Source organism: Nonomuraea sp. NPDC049695, assembly GCF_040674955.1.
In the GTDB taxonomy this organism is placed as follows: domain Bacteria; phylum Actinomycetota; class Actinomycetes; order Streptosporangiales; family Streptosporangiaceae; genus Nonomuraea; species Nonomuraea helvata.
In genome coordinates, this window is record NZ_JBFANV010000019.1 from 112,368 (window position 1) to 130,084 (window position 17,717).

The 17,717-nt window shown below is 70.2% G+C and carries 15 protein-coding genes; 5 read left to right on the forward strand and 10 right to left on the reverse strand.

Features of this window, described 5'->3' with window-relative positions; genetic code table 11:
- The first annotated feature begins 24 nt into the window (after nt 1-24).
- Nucleotides 25-1,344, forward strand: a complete 1,320-nt coding sequence (locus tag AB0J64_RS19140) for a hypothetical protein (RefSeq protein ID WP_364028376.1) — start codon at nt 25-27, stop codon at nt 1,342-1,344.
- Between the two features lie 67 nt (nt 1,345-1,411).
- Here the strand turns inward: AB0J64_RS19140 and AB0J64_RS19145 are convergent, their stop codons facing one another.
- The 8 genes from AB0J64_RS19145 to AB0J64_RS19180 all read right to left on the reverse strand — a co-directional run bounded on the left by AB0J64_RS19145 (nt 1,412) and on the right by AB0J64_RS19180 (nt 8,916).
- A complete protein-coding gene (locus AB0J64_RS19145) occupies nt 1,412-2,461 on the reverse strand; it encodes an aldo/keto reductase (RefSeq protein WP_364028378.1) in 1,050 nt (349 codons plus the stop codon).
- Nucleotides 2,462-2,535: 74 nt separating this feature from the next.
- Nucleotides 2,536-2,934, reverse strand: a complete 399-nt coding sequence (locus AB0J64_RS19150; protein WP_364028380.1) for a PPOX class F420-dependent oxidoreductase — start codon at nt 2,932-2,934, stop codon at nt 2,536-2,538.
- A complete protein-coding gene (locus AB0J64_RS19155) occupies nt 2,931-4,304 on the reverse strand; it encodes an MFS transporter (RefSeq protein ID WP_364028382.1) in 1,374 nt (457 codons plus the stop codon). Before AB0J64_RS19155 ends, AB0J64_RS19150 begins: the two co-directional genes overlap by 4 nt.
- A gap of 185 nt (nt 4,305-4,489) precedes the next feature.
- Nucleotides 4,490-5,479, reverse strand: coding sequence for an aldo/keto reductase (locus AB0J64_RS19160; RefSeq protein WP_364028384.1), 990 nt, complete (start codon nt 5,477-5,479; stop codon nt 4,490-4,492).
- A 3-nt stretch (nt 5,480-5,482) separates the two neighbouring features.
- Nucleotides 5,483-6,388: a carbohydrate ABC transporter permease gene (locus tag AB0J64_RS19165; RefSeq protein ID WP_364028386.1), complete on the reverse strand. Its 906-nt coding sequence runs from the start codon at nt 6,386-6,388 to the stop codon at nt 5,483-5,485.
- Between the two features lie 8 nt (nt 6,389-6,396).
- Entirely contained in the window at nt 6,397-7,296 is a 900-nt protein-coding gene (locus AB0J64_RS19170) for a sugar ABC transporter permease (protein ID WP_364028388.1), read from the reverse strand.
- Nucleotides 7,293-8,714 carry a sugar ABC transporter substrate-binding protein gene (locus tag AB0J64_RS19175; RefSeq protein ID WP_364028390.1) on the reverse strand — a complete coding sequence of 474 codons (1,422 nt, stop codon included), beginning with the start codon at nt 8,712-8,714 and terminating at the stop codon, nt 7,293-7,295. The genes AB0J64_RS19170 and AB0J64_RS19175 overlap by 4 nt, the downstream gene beginning before the upstream one ends.
- A 16-nt stretch (nt 8,715-8,730) precedes the next feature.
- Complete coding sequence (locus AB0J64_RS19180) at nt 8,731-8,916, reverse strand: hypothetical protein (protein ID WP_364028392.1); 186 nt, start codon at nt 8,914-8,916, stop codon at nt 8,731-8,733.
- A 178-nt stretch (nt 8,917-9,094) separates the two neighbouring features.
- Between AB0J64_RS19180 and AB0J64_RS19185 the strand changes: the two genes are divergently transcribed.
- Genes AB0J64_RS19185 through AB0J64_RS19200 form a run of 4 tightly spaced genes read left to right on the forward strand, consistent with a single transcriptional unit; the run spans nt 9,095 to nt 14,483 of the window.
- The gene (locus AB0J64_RS19185; RefSeq protein WP_364028394.1) at nt 9,095-10,840 is read left to right on the forward strand and encodes a glycoside hydrolase family 97 catalytic domain-containing protein; all 1,746 of its coding nucleotides are present in this window, start codon (nt 9,095-9,097) and stop codon (nt 10,838-10,840) included.
- The gene (locus AB0J64_RS19190) at nt 10,837-11,634 is read left to right on the forward strand and encodes a hypothetical protein (protein ID WP_364028396.1); all 798 of its coding nucleotides are present in this window, start codon (nt 10,837-10,839) and stop codon (nt 11,632-11,634) included. Before AB0J64_RS19185 ends, AB0J64_RS19190 begins: the two co-directional genes overlap by 4 nt.
- Nucleotides 11,635-11,642: 8 nt before the next feature.
- Nucleotides 11,643-12,902, forward strand: coding sequence for a hypothetical protein (locus AB0J64_RS19195; protein ID WP_364028398.1), 1,260 nt, complete (start codon nt 11,643-11,645; stop codon nt 12,900-12,902).
- 6 nt (nt 12,903-12,908) lie between these two features.
- Entirely contained in the window at nt 12,909-14,483 is a 1,575-nt protein-coding gene (locus AB0J64_RS19200; RefSeq protein ID WP_364028400.1) for a hypothetical protein, read from the forward strand.
- Between the two features lie 137 nt (nt 14,484-14,620).
- On the opposite strand, the gene AB0J64_RS19205 is transcribed toward AB0J64_RS19200, so the two are convergent.
- Nucleotides 14,621-16,369, reverse strand: a complete 1,749-nt coding sequence (locus AB0J64_RS19205) for a glycoside hydrolase family 36 protein (RefSeq protein WP_364028402.1) — start codon at nt 16,367-16,369, stop codon at nt 14,621-14,623.
- Nucleotides 16,370-16,489: 120 nt separating this feature from the next.
- Complete coding sequence (locus tag AB0J64_RS19210; protein WP_364028404.1) at nt 16,490-17,650, reverse strand: ROK family protein; 1,161 nt, start codon at nt 17,648-17,650, stop codon at nt 16,490-16,492.
- Nucleotides 17,651-17,717: the final 67 nt, after the last annotated feature.

Here is a 17,717-nt window from a genome sequence, read left to right on the forward strand (position 1 = left end):
AGGGCGTCCGGCGACCGTCGGGTCATGGACATCCGACTAGGAGTGGTACGAGGCCTCCAGTACGGCCTCATCGTCAAGCCCGACACCTTCGCGCCGCAGGCCAGGGAGCTGGGCGCCGGGCTGGTACGCGTGTTCTTCTACTGGTCCCAGCTCGAGCCCGAGCCCGGCCGCTACGACTGGTCCGCGGTGGACGCCGTGCTCGACCAGGTCGACGACGGCACCGAGCTCTGGTTCACGCTCGGCGCGTCCTCGCCGTGGGGCTCCACCCGCGCCACCGACCTGCTGCCCGCCTCGCCGCCCCTCGACCCGGCGGCCTACGCGGCCATGCTGCGCGCCCTCGTCGAGCACTGCCGGGGCCGCGTGCGCTATTGGCAGTGCGAGAACGAGCCGTCCAACGCGCTGTTCTGGGCGGGCACGGCCACCGACTACGTCGCCCACCTCCAGAGCTTCCACCAGGCGGTCAAGAGCGCCGACCCGGACGCCACGGTCGTGCTGGGCGGCTGCCCGCTCGGCGTCTTTCCCGCCCCGGACGAGCCCGACGGCGAGCGGGAGTTCTTCCTCCAGGTCATCGACGAGGGCCGGGACTCCTACGACGTCTTCGACGTCCACCTCTACGGCGACCCCTACCTGATCCCCCGCACGATCGAGGACGCGCGCGCGGCCGTGGGGGACAAGCCCGTCGTGGTGGGCGAGTACAACGGGCCGTTGCCGCTGCAGTTCCCCGAGGTGTTCGAGCACCTGACGGAGGTGCTCGAGGCCGGGGGCATCCAGCCGTGGCACCGCCTGACCGTCCAGGACCTCTTCGACGGGACCTTCACCCCCGAGCCGGTGCACGCGGCGATGAAGCGGCTCTACGACCGGATGGCCGAGCTGCCGCCCGCGCTCCAGATGTTCATGACCGGCTGCCCGGAGGAGCTGGAGGCCCGACGGCACCGGCTCAACGCCGACGACCTCCTCATCAGGAACCTGCTGGCCCTGTCCTGCGGCATCCGGCTGACCGTGTGCTGGCAGCTCGGTCCCGAGACGCCCGAGCAGCCGGAGCCGTACAACTTCCTGCAGTTGCTCTTCTCGAAGTTCCAGCTCATGGCCTTCGAGGGCGGCAGCCTGTCCGTACGCCACCCCTGCGCCGACGCGTTCGCGGAGCTGTCGTCGCGGCTGGCCGGAGCGGAGGACGTGCGCCGCGTGGAGGTGCCGGGACGGCCGGACGCCTACGTCTTCGAGCTGGTCGGCACGGGGGTGGAGGTGGCCTGGCAGCGCTCGTCGCCCCCCGGGCCGCCGGCTCTGGTCTGGAACGGCACGACACTCACGTCCCGGCCTCAGTTCACGTACGCCCACAGGTCGTAGGTGGGGTACTGCGGGTTCCGCGGTCGGTGACGCACCAGGTCTCCCATCTCGAAGGGGGCGTGAACTTTCAGAACTCCACGCGGCCGACGAGCGGCGGGTTGAGCCGGGCGAAGCCCTCCTGCCGCCGGTACGGGTAGTACGGGTACGGCTCCGTGGTGGAGCTGGCCGTGTCCAGCCGGGCCACTTGGTCGGGCGTCAGGTTCCAGCCGATCGCCCCCAGGTTCTCGCGCAGCTGCGACTCGTCGCGGGCGCCCATGATGACCGAGGAGACGGTGGGGCGCTGGAGCAGCCAGTTCAGCGCGACCTGCGGGACGGACCTGCCGGTCTCCGCGGCGATCTCGTCCAGGGCGTCCACCACCGTGTACAGGCGTTCGTCCGCCACCGGCGGCCCGAAGGCGGCCGTCTTGTGCAGGCGGCTGCCCGCGGGGATGGGCTGGCCACGGCGGACACGTCCGGTGAGGCGGCCCCAGCCGAGCGGGCTCCACACCACCGCGCCGACGCCCTGGTCGAGGCCGAGCGGCATCAGCTCCCACTCATAGTCCCGCCCGACCAGGGAGTAGTACACCTGGTGCGCCACGTAACGCGGGTAGCCGTGCCGCTCGGCGGCGGCCAGCGACTTCATGAGCTGCCAGCCGGAGAAGTTCGAGACGCCCACGTAGCGCAGCTTGCCCGCCCTGACCAGGTCGTCCAGCGTGGACAGCACCTCCTCCACCGGGGTCGCGGCGTCGAAGGCGTGCAGCTGGAAGAGGTCGATGCGGTCGGTTTCGAGGCGGCGCAGCGCGTCGTCGACCGCCTTGATCAGCCGGGGCCGGGAGGTGCCCGCGTCGCCGGGGCCGTCGCCTGTGGGCAGGCCCGCCTTGGTGGAGATGAGGGCCCGGTCCCGCCGGCCTTTGAGCGCCTGGCCCAGCACCTCCTCCGAGGCGCCGTCGGAGTAGACGTCAGCCGTGTCGAACATCGTGACCCCCGCGTCCAGGGAGATGTCCACCAGCCGCCGGGCCTGCGCCACGTCGGTGTCGCCCCAGGCGCCGAAGAGCTCGCCCTTCCCGGCGAAGGTGCCGGCGCCGAAGCTCAACGCCGGCACCTTCAGCCCCGACGCCCCCAACTGCCGATATTCCATGAAAAATCACTCCTTAATGGGCTAACTGTCCCCTTAAGGAGTCAACGTAGCACACTAATGGGAAGCATGTTCCGTTACGGCGGCGTGGGGATGTCGCGGGCTCGGTAGGTGTCCTCGATGCTCTGGCCGCTGTGCAGGCCCCAGCTGACGATCCGTGTCGGGTGCAGCAGGATGCGGGGCCGCGCGCCCGCCAGCGCCTCGGCCCGGCCCCGGATCTCCACGCCGCGTGGCCGCCACGGCGGGAGCACGTCGTCGACAACCAGGGCGGCGCGACCGGTAAGGGCCACGTCCCTGAACTTCTTGGAGCGCCCGAAGTTGCGCCCGCTGATCTCGATGGCCGTTCCGTCTCCGGCAAGAGACCAGCCGACCGGTGCCACGTGTGGCATCCCGTCGGGCCCCACGGTGGCCAGCCTGCCCAGCCGCGCCTCCTCGCGCAGGTAGGCGAGCTCGAGTGCGGTGAAGACGGTCGTCATGCGTGCTGCTCCGCTCTCGCGACGGCGGCGAGCGGGGAGACGGCGGCCCCGAGGAGCGCCCCGGCCGCGCCCAGCCAGAACAGGATCGAGAACGCGGAGTCGGGGACGACCGGGCCGGAAGAGGCGGCGACCGCGGCGGCGAGCTGGCTGCCGACGACGCTGCCGACGGTGCGGACGATGTTGTTGATGCCGTTGGCGGTGCCGGTCCGCTCCAGCGGCACGATGTCGGCGATCAGCTTCGGCAGCGCCCCCATGACCAGCCCGGAGCCGGCGCCGACGACTCCGTAGAACACCAGATGCTGCCAGTACGCGGCATGGCCGAGAGCCAGCAGCGCCGCCCCGGCCGCGAACAGCAGGAACCCGGCGGCCAGCGGCCCGCGCGGGCCCAGCGCCGCCGAGATCCGGCCGACTGCCGTGCCCGCGGGGATGATGGCCAGCATGCCCGGCAGCATCAGCAGCCCGGCGACGGTGACCGAGGCCCCGAAGCCCACGGCGCCCGCCACCGGCTTCTGCTGCGCGAACAGCGGCATCGCCACGTAGAAGAAGTACGACACCGCGCCGAACAGCAGGGCCGAGACGTGGGTGGCCAGCATCGGCCGGTCGGTCAGCTCCCCGATGTCGATGAGCGGATCGCTCCTGCGTCGTTCGACGGCCACGAGCACGGCCAGCAGCACGACCCCGAGCGCGAAGAGCCCGAGCACGGGCGCCGACGCCCACCCCCACGAGGGGCCCTTGGTCAGCGCGAGCAGCACGGCGACCATGCCCAGCCCCAGCAGCGCCGCCCCGGGCAGATCCAGGCGGCCGGGGGCGGTCCGCTCCCCGGCGGGCACCCACCTGGCCGCCATCACCAGGCTGACCAGCGCCAGCACCGCGCCCAGCACGAACAGGTACCGCCACGACAGGTGGTCGGCCAGCAGCCCGCCGACCACCAGCCCGGCCCCCGCGCCGGCCCCGACGACACCGGAGACCAGCCCCATCGCGAACGGCAGCCGCTCGCGGGGCACCGCCTCGCGCAGGATCGCCATCGACAGCGGCACGACCGCCAGCGCCGCGCCCTGCACGATCCGGGCCGCGATGAGCTGCCCGATGTCCTGCGCCAGCGCCGCCCCCACCATCCCGGCCGCGTACGCCACCAGCACACCGATCAGCACCCGCCGCCGGCCCCGCAGATCGCCGAGCCGCCCGAGCAGCGGGGTCAGCACGGCACTCGAGAGCAGGAACGCGCTGAGGATCCAGGCCGACCAGGTGGGCGTCGCGTCCAGCTCCCGGGCCAGCAGGCCGAGTGCGGGTACCACCACCGTCTGCATCAGGGCGTAGCTGAAGACGGCCGTGACCAGGGACGCCACGACGCGCGAAGAAGGGTCCGCCATGTGCTCACCTCACTAGTTGGCAGCGCGAACTATTCGCACCGCGAACTAGATTAGTTGGCAGTGCGAACTACCGTCAACGAGAGAGGTGCGGCGGCCACGAGCAGGTGGCCGCTGCCCGGGCGGTCCATCAACCGGTGCACGTGATCGTGCCGGTCCCCCGGGCAGCGGCGGCTCCCCGCGAGGAGCTATGCCTCGATGCCCGCCTCCTTGGCGGCGCGGTCGATGGTCGCCAGCTCGTCCTCGGTGAAGTCGAGCCGGTCCACCGCGGCCACGTTCGCCTCCAGCTGCTCGGGGCTGGACGCGCCGACCAGCACCGAGGTGATGCGCGGGTCCCTGAGCGCCCAGGCCAGGGAGAGCTGCGCCACCGTCTGCCCGCGGGAGGAGGCCAGCTCCGCGAGCGCCCGTACGAACGCCAGCACCTCCGGCGTGACCCGGTCGGGCGTGAGGAAGCGCCCCTCGGCCGCCCGCGAGTCGGCGGGGATGCCCTCGAGGTAGCGGTCGGTGAGCAGGCCCTGGGCCAGCGGCGAGTAGACCACGCAGCCGACGCCCTCCTGCTCGAGCACGCCCAGCAGGTCGCGCTCGATCCGCCGGTTGAGCAGCGAGTAGGACGGCTGGTGGATCAGCAGCGGGGTGCCGAGGTCGCGCAGCAGCCGGGCGATCTGCGCGGTGCGCTCCGGCGAGAAGTTGGACACGCCCACGTACAGGGCGCGCCCCGTGCGGACCATGTGGTCGAGCGTGGCCGCCTGCTCTTCCAGCGGCGTGTCCTCGTCGTCGCGGTGCAGGTAGAAGATGTCCACGTAGTCGAGGCCGAGCCGCCCGAGCGACCGGTCGAGCGTGGCGAGCAGGTGCTTGCGCGAGTTGCCCTTGCCGTACGGGCCGTCCCACATGGGGTTGCTGCCCTTGGTGGTGACGACCACCTCGTCGCGCAGCGACCGCGGCAGCAGCCGGTTGAACGTCTCCTCCGCGGCGCCGAGCGGCGGGCCGTAGCGGTCGGCGATGTCGAAGTGCGTGATGCCGAGGTCGAGCGCCTTGGCGAAGATGGCGCGCTGGCTGTCGAGGGGCTTGCCCCCGCCGAAGTTGTGCCACAGGCCGAGCGACACGGCGGGGAGGAGGAGACCACTGCGGCCGCACCGTCGGTACGGCTGACGTTCGTACTTATCCTTAACGTCGTCCAACGATTACCTTCCTGCGATTCCGGTGAGCGTGACTCCCCGGATGAACGTCTTCTGTGCCAGGAAAAAGATGATAAGGATGGGCAGCATTGACACTAGCGCGACGGCCATCATCTGGTTGTACTGGGTCACGTACTGACCGTTGAACATGCCGAGCCCCTGCGCGAGGGTGATCTTCTCCATCGACCGCAGATAGATCGAGTTCTCCAGGTACTGGTTCCAGTTGGCGACGAAGGAGAACAGGCAGATCGCCGCGATCGCGGGCTTGGCCAGCGGCAGCATGACGGTCCACAGGATGCGCAGCTCCGAGGCCCCGTCGATGCGGGCGGCGTCGATGAGCTCCTGCGGGATCGTGGTGAAGAACTGGCGCAGCAGGAAGATGTAGAGCGCGACGCCGAAGAACTCCGGCACGATCAGCGGCAGGTACGTGTCGACCCAGCCGAGCTTGGAGAACATCACGAACTTCGGCACCAGCGTGATCTCGCGCGGGATCATCATGGTCGCCAGCAGCGCCGCGAACATGACGCCCGCCGCCCGCGCCCGCAGCCTGGCGAACGCGTACGCGGGCAGGATGCACGAGATGAGGTTGCCCGCCATGGACAGCCCGGTGATCACGATCGTGTTCACCAGGAAGCGGTTGAACGGCAGCGACCCGGTCCAGCCCTTGAGGTAGTTGTCGAAGTTGAAGGAGTCCGGCAGCCACTGCGGCGGGAAGGCCAGGTTCTCGGCGTCCGACTTGAGCGAGGTCGTCACCATCCACAGGAACGGCAGCAGGAACACCGCCGAGCTGATGGCCAGCAGGATGTACGCGCCGGAGCGCCGGATCCTCCTGACGCGCTCGGCCTGCTCCGAGGTCAGGGACGTGCCCGGCCTGGTGGGGCGCGCGGGCTTGACCGCGGTCTCGACGAGCATCGGCGACCTCACTTGAACTCGTAGTGCACCCAGCGCCTGGCCAGGCTGAACTGGATCGCGGTCACGGCGATGACCAGCACGAACATCGCCCACGACAGCGTGGCCGCGTAGCCCATGTCGAAGTAGACGAACGCGTGCCGGTAGATGTAGAGGCCCAGCACCATCGTCGCGTTGCCGGGACCGCCCTCGGTCATGACCAGGATGAGCACGTAACTCTGCAGTGCCGCGATGAACCCGGTCACCACGTTGAAGAAGATGACCGGCGACATCATCGGCACGGTCACGCTCCAGAACCGGCGCCACCACCCCGCCCCGTCGATCTCGGCGGCCTCGTACAGCGTCCTCGGGATGCCCTGCAGACCGGCCAGGTAGATGACGATCGTGTTGCCCGCGCCCCACACGCTCATCAGCACGAGCCCGGGGATGGCCCACTCCTGCGAGGCCAGCCAGCCGGGACCCTGGATGCCGAACGACGCCAGCACCTTGTTGATCAGCCCGTAGTCAGGGTGCAGGATGTTCAGCCAGAGCAGCGCAGTGGCCAGGCCCGACACCACCGAGGGCAGGTACATCACGGTGCGGAACAGGCCCTGGAAGCGCAGCGGCTGGTTGAGCAGCAGCGCCAGCAGGAACGTGAACGTCACGCCGAGCGCCACCGAGCCGAGGCCGTACTCCACGGTGTTGCCGATCGACTCCCAGAACTCGGGGTCGTTGACCATGCGTACGTAGTTGGCGAAACCCACCCACTTGGGAGCTTGCAGGAGGTTCCACTGCATGAAGCTCAGCACGATGGCGGCGAGGATCGGGCCCGCGCTGAAGAGCACGAACCCGACCACCCACGGCGAGACGAACAGGTGGAAGCGGCGCGCCTCGCGGCGCGCCAGCGGGTTGGGGACGCTGACGGCGGTCATGCGATCTTGTTCTCGGCCAGTATGGGGGTGACCTTGTCGGCGATCTCCTTCAGCGCGTCGTCCACGCTGATCTTGCCGAGCATCGCGCGTTCCCAGATGGGCTTGGCCGTGTCGACGACCTTCTTGTTGGCCGGCAGCCGCAGCACGCCGTCGTCGGAGGCGTAGTCGGCCAGGACGTCCTTGACCAGCTTCGCCGTCTCCGCGGGGATGCCGACGGCCTTGGCGTTGGCGTCCCAGGCGGACTGCCGGGCGGGCGAGGTGATCTGGCGGAACTTGTAGCCCGACGACGACAGGAACTCGTGCATGTAGAGCCAGGCGGCGTCCTTGTTCTTCGACGAGGCGGTCATCACCAGCGCGCTGCCCACGGCCGGGGTGAAGCGGCCGTCGGGGCCCTTGGGCACGTGCGTGGCGCCCCACTTGAACGCCTTCTGCTTGGACAGCTCCAGCATCAGCCAGGCGCCGTTGATCAGCATGGCCGCGTGCCCGGTCTTGAACGGGTCCACCTTCTCCAGCAGCTGCAGCTCGGCCAGGCTGGGCACCGCCTTGTCCTTGAGCAGCAGGTCCAGCCAGCGCCCCATGGCCTCCCTGGCCTTGGGCTCGTTGATCAGCACCTTGGACTCGGAGGCGTCCAGGAACCGGCCGCCGAACGGCATCAGGAAGACGGCGCTGAGGTCGGGGGCCGGCACCGGCATGGGGGAGAAGCCGTAGATCTTCCCCGCGCCCGACCCACTGGTCATCTTCCTGGCCGTCTCGAAGAGCTTGTCGAATGTCCAGCTCTCGTCCGGGTAGTCGAGGCCGGCCTTGTCGAACAGGTCCTTGTTGTAGAAGAGCAGCTTGGGCGCCATGTCGGTGGGCAGACCGTACAGCTTGCCGTCGCGCTTGAAGTAGCCGAGCCCGCGCTGGGGAATGTCCTCCATGTCGAACTCGGGCGTCTTGGCGATGTACTCGTCCACGGGGTGCAGCATCTGGTTCGCGATGAGGTTCTGCGTCCAGGAGTAGTGGTTGTAGAGCACGTCGGGCAGCGTGCCGCCGGCCGCCTGGGCCATGTACTTCGTCAGGAACTGGTCGAAGGGCGACGACTCGCGCTTGATCTCGATGTTCGGGTGGCGCTTCTTGAAGAAGAAGTCGAACTGGGCGTTGCGCACTTCGGTGACGGCGTCCGTGGTCATCGCCACCGTGATCGTCACCTTGGACGCCGGGTCGGCCACGTTCGTCTTCGGCCAGGTCAGCGAGTTGTTGAGCTGCTCGGCCGCCTCGAACGGCCAGGCATCGCTGCCCGGCCGGTTGGGGTCGATCAGCTGGGCGCCGGACTGGACCGGCGCCGCGGCCTGCTTCTGCTGCCTGGTGTCCGCGCAGGCGGACAGCACGGGCGCGGTCGCGGCCGCCACCGCCAGGGCCAGCATCTGGCGACGGTTCATCTCCATGGAGGGCCTCTCAAAGGAAGAGCTCGATCACCGGCACCGCCACGTCCGGGCGCTGCATCGGGAGCTGGAGGGTCGGGTCGAACACCCCGTAGATGAACAGCCCGAATCGTTGCTCACGGAACTCGGCCAGCCGGGCATCAGAGGTCGGATGTATCGACGGGCTGATGGGCTGGTCTTGTGGCAGTCCGTGAGCCATGGCCGTACCGTAGACCCGGTAATTAACTTCGTCAAGAATTGAATTGAAAGCGCTTTCACCCTAGTCTCTAGCGCACTGTGAGGAGATTTGGACGCCTTGAGCGACCGCCGCGCCGCGCGCAGGGGCGGAGGGTGAGGCGCGATCGACTCCTCCTATCTCTTGTCTCCTGGAGGGCATCGTGCCGAACTGGACGCTCAGCGACGAGGACCTGGAAGCAGCGCTCGCCCTTTCCCCTTCGGGAGAGCTGACGCTCGAGGTGCGCCACGCCGGCCGCGTGGTGATCGAGCCGTCCCGGCTCGGGATCAGGACCGCGCACGAGGACCTGAGCCGAGGGCTCGTCCTGTCCGGGATGTCCGAGCAGCGGATCGAGGAGACCTATCGGACGGTCATCGGCAAGCGGCGCGAGCACCACTACGAGGCCGGCGAGTGGACGCTGTCGTTCACCAAGGGCACGCACCGGCTCGACCTGCAGATCCGGGTCGGCGGGCACGGCGTGGCGTACCGGTACGTGGTGCCGTGGACGGGGCCGGTCACCGTCGTGGAGGAGGTCTCGGAGTACGTGGTGCCGGGCGCGGCCCGCGCGGTGCTGCTCCCGTACGAGAACGGCCGGTGCGACTACGAGGAGATCCACCGCCACGGCAGCGTCGCCGACGCCGAGCCCATCCTGTACGGCTACCCGTCGCTCTTCGAGGTCGGCGGCTCCTGGCTGCTGGTCACCGAGTCGAACCTCGACAGCGGCTACGCCGGCTCCCGCCTGCGCTTCGACGGCCACGCGTTCCGGCTCGACCTGCCCGACCCGTACGTGACCGCGGCCAGCCCGCTGACCACCCCCTGGCGCACGCTGATCGTCGGCGACCTGGCCACGATCGTGGAGAGCGACCTGGTCACCAGCCTCGCGGCGCCGTCCGAGGTCGATGACACCTCCTGGATCAAGCCGGGGGCCGCCGCCTGGTCGTGGTGGTCCGACGGCCCCTCCACCCGTGACCTGGACGCCCAGAAGCGCTGGGTCGACTTCGCCGCCCGCAACGGCTGGCCGTACGTGCTGGCCGACGCGGGCTGGAACAAGGAGTGGATGCCCGAGCTGATCTCCTACGCCACCGAGCAGGGCGTCGGCATCTGGCTCTGGTCGCACTGGCAGCACGTGGACACCGAGCTGGAGCACCGCGAGAAGCTCGCGCTCTGGAAGGAGTGGGGCGCGGTCGGCGTGAAGATCGACTTCACTGAGTCCGACGGCCAGGACCGGATGCGCTGGTTCGACGCCATCCTGGCCGCCACCGCCCGGCTGAAGCTCATGGTGGTCTTCCACGGCGGCACCATCCCGCGCGGCACCGAGCGCACCTGGCCGCAGTTCATGACCGCCGAAGCGGTCAAGGGCGCCGAGTGGATCAAGCCGAAGCCCGGCAAGCAGCCGCTCTACCAGCCCGCTCACTACCTGTCGCTGGCCTTCACCCGCAACGTGCAGGGCCCGATGGACTTCACGCCGTGCACGTTCACCGGCGTGCGCACGATCTCGGCCGGGTTCGAGCTCGCGCTGTCGGTGATCTTCGAGTCCGGCGTCCAGCACTTCGCCGACGGCATCGAGGCCTACGAGGCCCGGCCGGAGGCACTGCGGCTGCTGTCGGCCGTCCCCACCGCCTGGGACGAGACGCGGCTGCTGTCCGGCGACCCCGCCGACCACATCCTGCTGGCCAGGAGGAGCGGCGGCGAGTGGTACGTCGGCGCGGGCGTGGCGGGCGAGGCCCGCACGCTCACCGTGCCGCTCGACTTCCTCGACCCAGGGGAGTGGGCGGCCGAGATCTACCGGGATGCCCCGGGCGACCGGATCCTCGCCGAGACGGTCACCGTCTCGGCCGGGGGCAAGCTCGACCTCGCCGTCCCCCCCAACGGCGGGTTCACCCTCCACCTGAGGAGAGAGCTCTCATGAACAAGCGAACCACAGGAGTCTTAGCCGCACTGGTGCTCACCGTCGCCGCCCTGCCCGCCGCCACCCTGCCCGCCACCCCGGCCGCCGCTGCCGCGTGGACGCTGCGCTGGAGCCCGAATCCCGCGAACGACACGGTCGCCGAGGCGTTCGAGGGCATCGAGGACGACCGCTCCGACTCCCACCCCGGCGTGACGCACATCTACGTTTCCGGCGACGCGTACCGCTTCGACATGCACACCCGCGACCGCGACGGCGACGACCGCCAGCGCAACGAGGTCAAGGGCATGCGGACCGGCGGCAGCTCGTACCTCAAGATCCTCGAGAACGAGACCTGGCGCATCAGCTACCAGATGTACATCCCGACCTCGCTGGACGCCACCAGCAGCTTCTCGCACATCGCGCAGATGAAGGTGCCCGGCTCAGGCGCGCCCCTCTACACGATGTCGCTGCCGGTCTCCGGCGGCACCCAGAAGATCAACGTACGGTACTGGGACGAGTCCGAGCAGACCCACGAGGTGGGCAGCACGAACCTGGAGCCGATCCAGGGCAAGTGGGTGGACACCACGTTCGAGTTCAAGGCGTCCGACAGCGGCTACCTGCGCTGGACGCTCAAGGACGGCTCGACCACGCTCGTCGACAAGCGATTGGACAACACGGACCTGTGGCGCGGCGACGACGAGTACCTGCGGCCCAAGTGGGGCATCTACCGCAGCATCAACAGCTCGGGTCTGCAGAACACCTACCTGTTGATCAGGAACCTCAAGGCCTACCAGCTCACCGGCGCGAGCGAGTGAGCGGCCGGATGAGGAGAACGCACAACCTGCGCTGGGCGGGCGTCCTGTCAGCGCTCGCGCTGGTGGCGGCGTCCGCGGCGCAGCCGATGGGCACGGCGGGGGCGGCCACCGCCCCGGCCGGGCCCGCCGCGTCTGTCACCGGGTCCCCTCGCTGGGAGACGCGGTGGAGTCCCAGCCCGTGGCGCGACGGCGTCAACGCGTTCGAGGCGCTCGAGGACGACCGGCGCGGCTCGCACCCGGAGGGGCTGCCGCACGTCCACGCCGAGAAGAACTACTGGCGGTTCGACGCCCATCTGGAGGACCGCGACGGCTCCGACCGCATGCGCAACGAGGTACGCGGCATGCGCGCCGCCGACGGCACGCCGCTGGAGATCCGCAAGGACGAGACCTGGCGGATCACGTACCAGATGTACATCCCGGACACGCTCGACGCGACCACGAACTTCACCCACATCTGGCAGCTGAAGAACTCCGACGTCGGCACCCCGATCGCGCAGATCTCGCTGCCGGTCGTGAACGGCGTGCAGAAGATCGCGGCTCGCTACTGGACGCTGGAGGACAACAAGTCGCACGACTTCGCGACGGCCGACCTCGAGCCGATCCAGAACAAGTGGGTCACGACCACCATCGAGTTCAAGTCCGGCGACGCCGGCTACATGCGGTGGGTGCTGCGCGATGGCCCGAAGAACGGCTCGCGGACGATCGTGGACCAGAAGGCCGAGAACATCGACCTCTGGTGGACGCAGGAGCAGTACAACCGGCCCAAGTGGGGCATCTACCGCAGCATCAAGAGCGCCGGGCTGCAGGAGACGTACCTGCTGGTCAAGGACCTGAAGGCGGAGCAGCTCGGGTCCGCGACGCCGCCGGTGCAGCTGCCGCCTCCGGACCGGAGCCCGGGGACGTACGAGGCCGAACGGGTCGGGAACGTCTTCGAGGGCGCGGCCGAGCCCGCGTACTGCGCCGTCTGCTCCGGCGGGCGGAAGGTGATCCTCATCGGCGGCAACGTCTACGACTACGCCGTCGTCAGGGGCGTGCTGTCGGAGACCACCGGGACCAGGCAGATGACCGTGTACGCGCTGGTGGACGGCTCGCAGTCGTTCTCGGTCAGCGTCAACGGCGGCGACGCGATCCAGGTGCCGATGACCGGGACCAAGGACACGGTGACGACCGCGACGGTGCCGGTGGACCTGGTGGCCGGGGTCAACACGATCCGGTTCTTCGGCCTCACGGCGCGCGGGCCCGAACTCGACAAGATCGTCATCAAGTAGGTGGACATGGCTCATGACCTCAGCAGGCGGGCGGTGCTCGCCGCGAGCGGCGCGCTCGCGCTGTCCGCAGCGGGCGCGCTACCGGCGGGCGCCTCGGCGCTCTGGCAGTCCCGTCTGGTGCGCTACGACCGGCGCGGACGGCTCGTGTACGAGCAGGACGCGGAGGGCAACCGCATCCCGGACTTCAGCCACGCCGGCTACCGCAACGGCGAGCGCCCGATCCCCCACGTGCCGGTCGTCAAGACGATCCGCCCGGTGGAGGGCGACAACACAGCCCACGTCCAGGCGGCACTCGACGAGGTGGCCGCGCTGCCCCGCGAGCGGCGCGGCGCCCTGCTCCTGCTGCCCGGCGTCTACCCGGTGGCGGGCACCCTGTACGTACGGGCGAGCGGCACGGTGCTGCGCGGCACGGGCGACGGCGAGGACCCGGCGAGCAACACGATCATCAAGGCCACCGGCAACACGCCCAAGGACCGCGACGTGATCGTGGCCGGCGGAAGCGCGGGCGGCGGCTGGACCGGCGAGGTCCCCGGCACCCGCACCGACATCACCACCGATTTCGTACAGGTGGGATCGCGGGAGTTCGAGGTGGCGAGCCCCGGCTCGCTGCGGCCCGGCGACAACATCGTGATCACCCATCCATGCACCGAGGAGTGGCTGAAGGCCATCGACTACGGGGGCCACGACGTGGGGCCCGCCTGGCAGGTGGGGGAGCACCCCATCATCTACAACCGGTACGTCCGCGAAGTCTCCGGAAACATCGTGAAGATCGATGTACCGGTCTTCAACCACCTCAACCGCGCGTTGTCCCCGTCCTTCCTCTACAAGTGGGACAGGGCCGGGCTCGTCACCCAGGTGGGGGTGGAGCGGCTGCGCGTGGACGTCGAGTATCACGGCGACCCCGAGCAGGACGAGGACCACGCCTACAACGCGATCGTCCTGCTGCGCACCGAGGACTCCTGGGTGCGGGACTGCACCATGCTCCACTTCACCCAGGCCGGGGTCGCCACCCAGGAGACCACCCGCGCCACGGTCGAGAACTGCCGGGCCGTCGATCCGGTCAGCATCGTGACGGGGAGCAGGCGCTACAACTTCAACACCTACGTCTACTCCCAGCAGGTGCTCTTCCGCGACTGCTACGCGTACAAGGCCCGGCACGCGTTCGTCTCCAACGGCCACAGCACGGTTTCCGGGATCGTCTTCCTGCGCGGCACGTCGGAGTACGCGCTCAACTCCAGCGAGGGCCACCGGCGCTGGTCGCAGGGCCTGCTGTTCGACGGCCACAAGGACATCGACCCGCACTACGACTACACGCTCGGCCTCTACAACCGGGGCCGCTACGGCACCTCGCACGGGTGGTCGGCGGCCCACTCGGTGGCCTGGAACTGCGACGTGTCGACCAGCAGGCTGATCGTGCAGAAGCCGCCGACCGCCCAGAACTACGCGATCGGCTGCCACGGCACGATCACGGGCGACGGGCCGTTCCAGCAGCCGGCCGGGTACATCGAGGGCGCGAACCAGCCCGGGCTCCTCCCGCCCTCGCTCTACCAGGCCCAGTTCCTGGACCGCCTCCGCCCCTGACGAGGACCGGGGCGCAGCCGCCGACTCACGGGCGCTGAAGCGGCTGCGCCTCCACCTCCGCCCCCTGGGACCCGCTCGGCCCGGCTTTCGTGCGCGCCGCATGCACGCGGTGGCGGCTCGGCGTCGATCCGGGAGTGTCAGCGCTCCAGGCGCAGCAGGCCGCCCTCCGGCACGGTGACCTGGGCGATGCCGGGGCGCAGGGCGAAGGTGCTCTCGCTGACGATCCGGCCGCGGCAATCGCGGATCGTGGCGCGGGCCGTACCCGAGTCGGAGACCTGGAGGAGCACGTCGGAGGAGGCGTCGCCGTTGGCCAGCCACAGCGTGCCGGTGGCCGGGACCTCCACGGGCACCGGCGCGTAGCGGGCGGTGACGACCGTGTCCTCCGAACGGGCCGTCACCTGCGGGTAGCCCAGGTCAGGCCGGGCCGGCCGGAAGGAGCCGCGCTGCAGCACCTCCGCGTGCTCGCGGAAGAACCCCAGCCAGAACCGGAGCACCTCGGCCTGCTCGGGCGTCTGAGAGGTCAGGTCCACCGAGATCTGCGGCACCGCGAAGAGCACGCTGATGAGCTGGGTGGCCACGCGCGCGGGCCGCTCACCGGGATGCCACATCAGCATGTCGGCGTGCACGGCCAGCGGTCCCGCGATCAGCCGCAGGTCCACCGTGCGCTGCCGGTTGTGCGCCGGGCTGAGCGGGCAGTCCGAGGCACGGACCATCGTGGCGAACGGCCACAGCCCGGGGCTCACGTACGGCTGGCGCAGCTCGACCAGGCAGTCGCGCGGAAGCTGGGCCAGGAGCCTGCGCACGCCCTCGTTCACCGTCTCGCAGTCCGCCTCGGGACCGGGCGGCGGCGGGTTCTCCACGGCGAACTGGTCGATAAAGTCGATCTTGAGCCCGTCCATGCCCCACTCCGTGACCGCGCGGGTGAGGTGGCCCGCCACAAGGTCGCGGACGTACGGGTAGCGGGGGTCGACGATGGCCGCGTTCATGTGCTCCTTGTAGGCCAGCGTGTACGGCTCCACGCGGTCCCAGAGCGCCGTGTGGCGGCCCACGAAGGGCAGGGCGTACCAGATCAGGTAGGCCAGCCCGTCGCCCCGGACCTTGGCCACGTGTCCCGAAATATCGGGAAAAGAGGTGGGGGACGGCTCCCACTCGCCGACGTAGCCGTACCCGCGGCCCCGGTCGTCGCTGTGCCAGCCGTCGTCCACGATGATCGCCTCGCAGCCCAGCTCGGCCGCAGGACCCGCCTGCCGCTCCACGCTCTCGGCGCTGACGTGCTGCTGCATGGCGTACCAGGTCGAGTAGGCGGGCATCCGCGCCACCTCCGGCACGTCGGCGACGGGGCCGTGCAGCGCGCGCCACCAGTCCGCCACGCCGGACAGCGTGGCCGCGAAGTGCCGCCGGGTGAGGTCGAGCCGCAGCAGCAGCCCCGCGTCCGGGCTGGCCTCGTGCTCCACCCAGAACCCGAACTCGCCGGTCTCCTCCACCACGCCGGTGCGCGTCCGCACGGGCCTGACGACCTCGCCCGCGGCGAACGTGCAGATGGCCACGTCACCGGCTCCCACCAGGCAGCCGACGGGCGCGTTCTTCTCCAGAGCCGCCGTGCGGGGACGGCGCCAGAACGGCGGCAGCCCCCGGTGCTCGCCGCCGTCGGCGGCCCAGAAGGCGGTCGCGTCCACGCACGGCACCCGCCAGGCGACGCGTACGTCGGCCGCCCTGTCAGGGGTGACGCGGAGCTCGAGAACGCCGGGGGACGGCTCGGTGACCGTCCAGGTGAGCGCGGCCGCCGCCGTGCACGCGAACTCCAGCCCGGCCGCCTCGACCCGCACCTCCTCCGGCTGCTCGAACGCTCGATCGTGGGGCTGCCAGACGCCGGGTGCCGCGGTCACTCAAGCTCCGTCCTGTTCATGGCCTCACTTCGTGAGGCGTCTCGCTCGCTGGAATCCGCTGCCTTCCCTCGTCGCTCCGGTCGCTTCGCTCCCTGCGCTCCTCAGTCCAGGCAGCGGCGCTCACTCGAGGGTGAAATGCTGCTGGATGGCGACCGCGGCGGCGCCGCGGGCCCACTGCTCGAACGACCTCGGGCGCAGCAGCAGGCGGCAGTCGGCCGCCGCGCCGAACGCCTGGCCCGTGAACGACCGGTTGAGCTGCTCCTCGAACAGCTCGTACGACAGCAGCCCCGGCACGTCCCCGGTCACGACGATCCGCTCGGGCCCGAACAGGTTCGCCATCGCCGCCATGGCCAGCCCGATCGCGTGCCCCGCGCGGGCGAACACCTCCCGCACGGCCGCGTCCCCCGCGTGAGCCGCGCCGATGGCGGCCTCGACGGTCAGCGACCCGTCGCCGGACGCCGCGCGGGCGGCCGCCAGCAGGGGCGTGGTCCCGGCGATGGCCTCGACGCAGCCGCGCCCGCCGCAGTGGCACTCGGGCTCGTCACCCCCGACGGGGATGTGGCCGATCTCCCCGGCCACGCCGTGCGAGCCGGCCACCACCCGGTCGTTCACCACCAGCCCGCAGCCGATCCCCACCCCCACGGTGACCAGCGCGAACGACGCCGCGCCCACCCCGTCGCCGAACCACTGCTCGGCCACGGTGAGTGACTTGACATCGTTCTCGATCGTGACGGCCAGGCCCGTCGCCTCGGCGGCCAGCCGCGCCAGCGGCACCTGACGCCAGTGCAGGAAAGGCGAGTAACGCACCACTCCGTGGGCCTTGTCGACGTCGCCCGACACCGCCAGGCCCAGCGCGTGGCAGCGCTCGCCGTATGCGGGGTCGGCGGCCAGCAGCTCGGACACCAGCCCGGCCAGCGCCGCCACCACGCCCTCGACCGAGGTGGTGTCCAGCGGGCGGTGCGCCGAGAAGAGCGGCTGGGCGCGCAGGTCGGTGACCACGCCGATGAGCTCCTCATGGGTGATCTTCACGCCGCAGAAGAACTCCCGGTCCGGCCGGATGGACAGCGGACTGGCCGGTCGGCCCGCCCCGGGTGCCGTACGCTCGGTGGCCTCCAGCTCCTCCAGGTAGCCGGCCTCGATGAACGGGCGGGCGGCCTTGGTGACGGCGGCGGACGACAGCCCGCTCCGCCTGGCGATCTCCACCCGGGAGACCGGCCCCTGCGTCAGCACCATGGTGAACACGGTGGCCGCCGCCGGGGTCGTGGTGAGCCGAGGGTGCATGAGTGCAATAGTAGCAGTAATTAACTTCGTCAAGAATTGAATTCGAGCAGGGGCGTGCTTAGGCTCG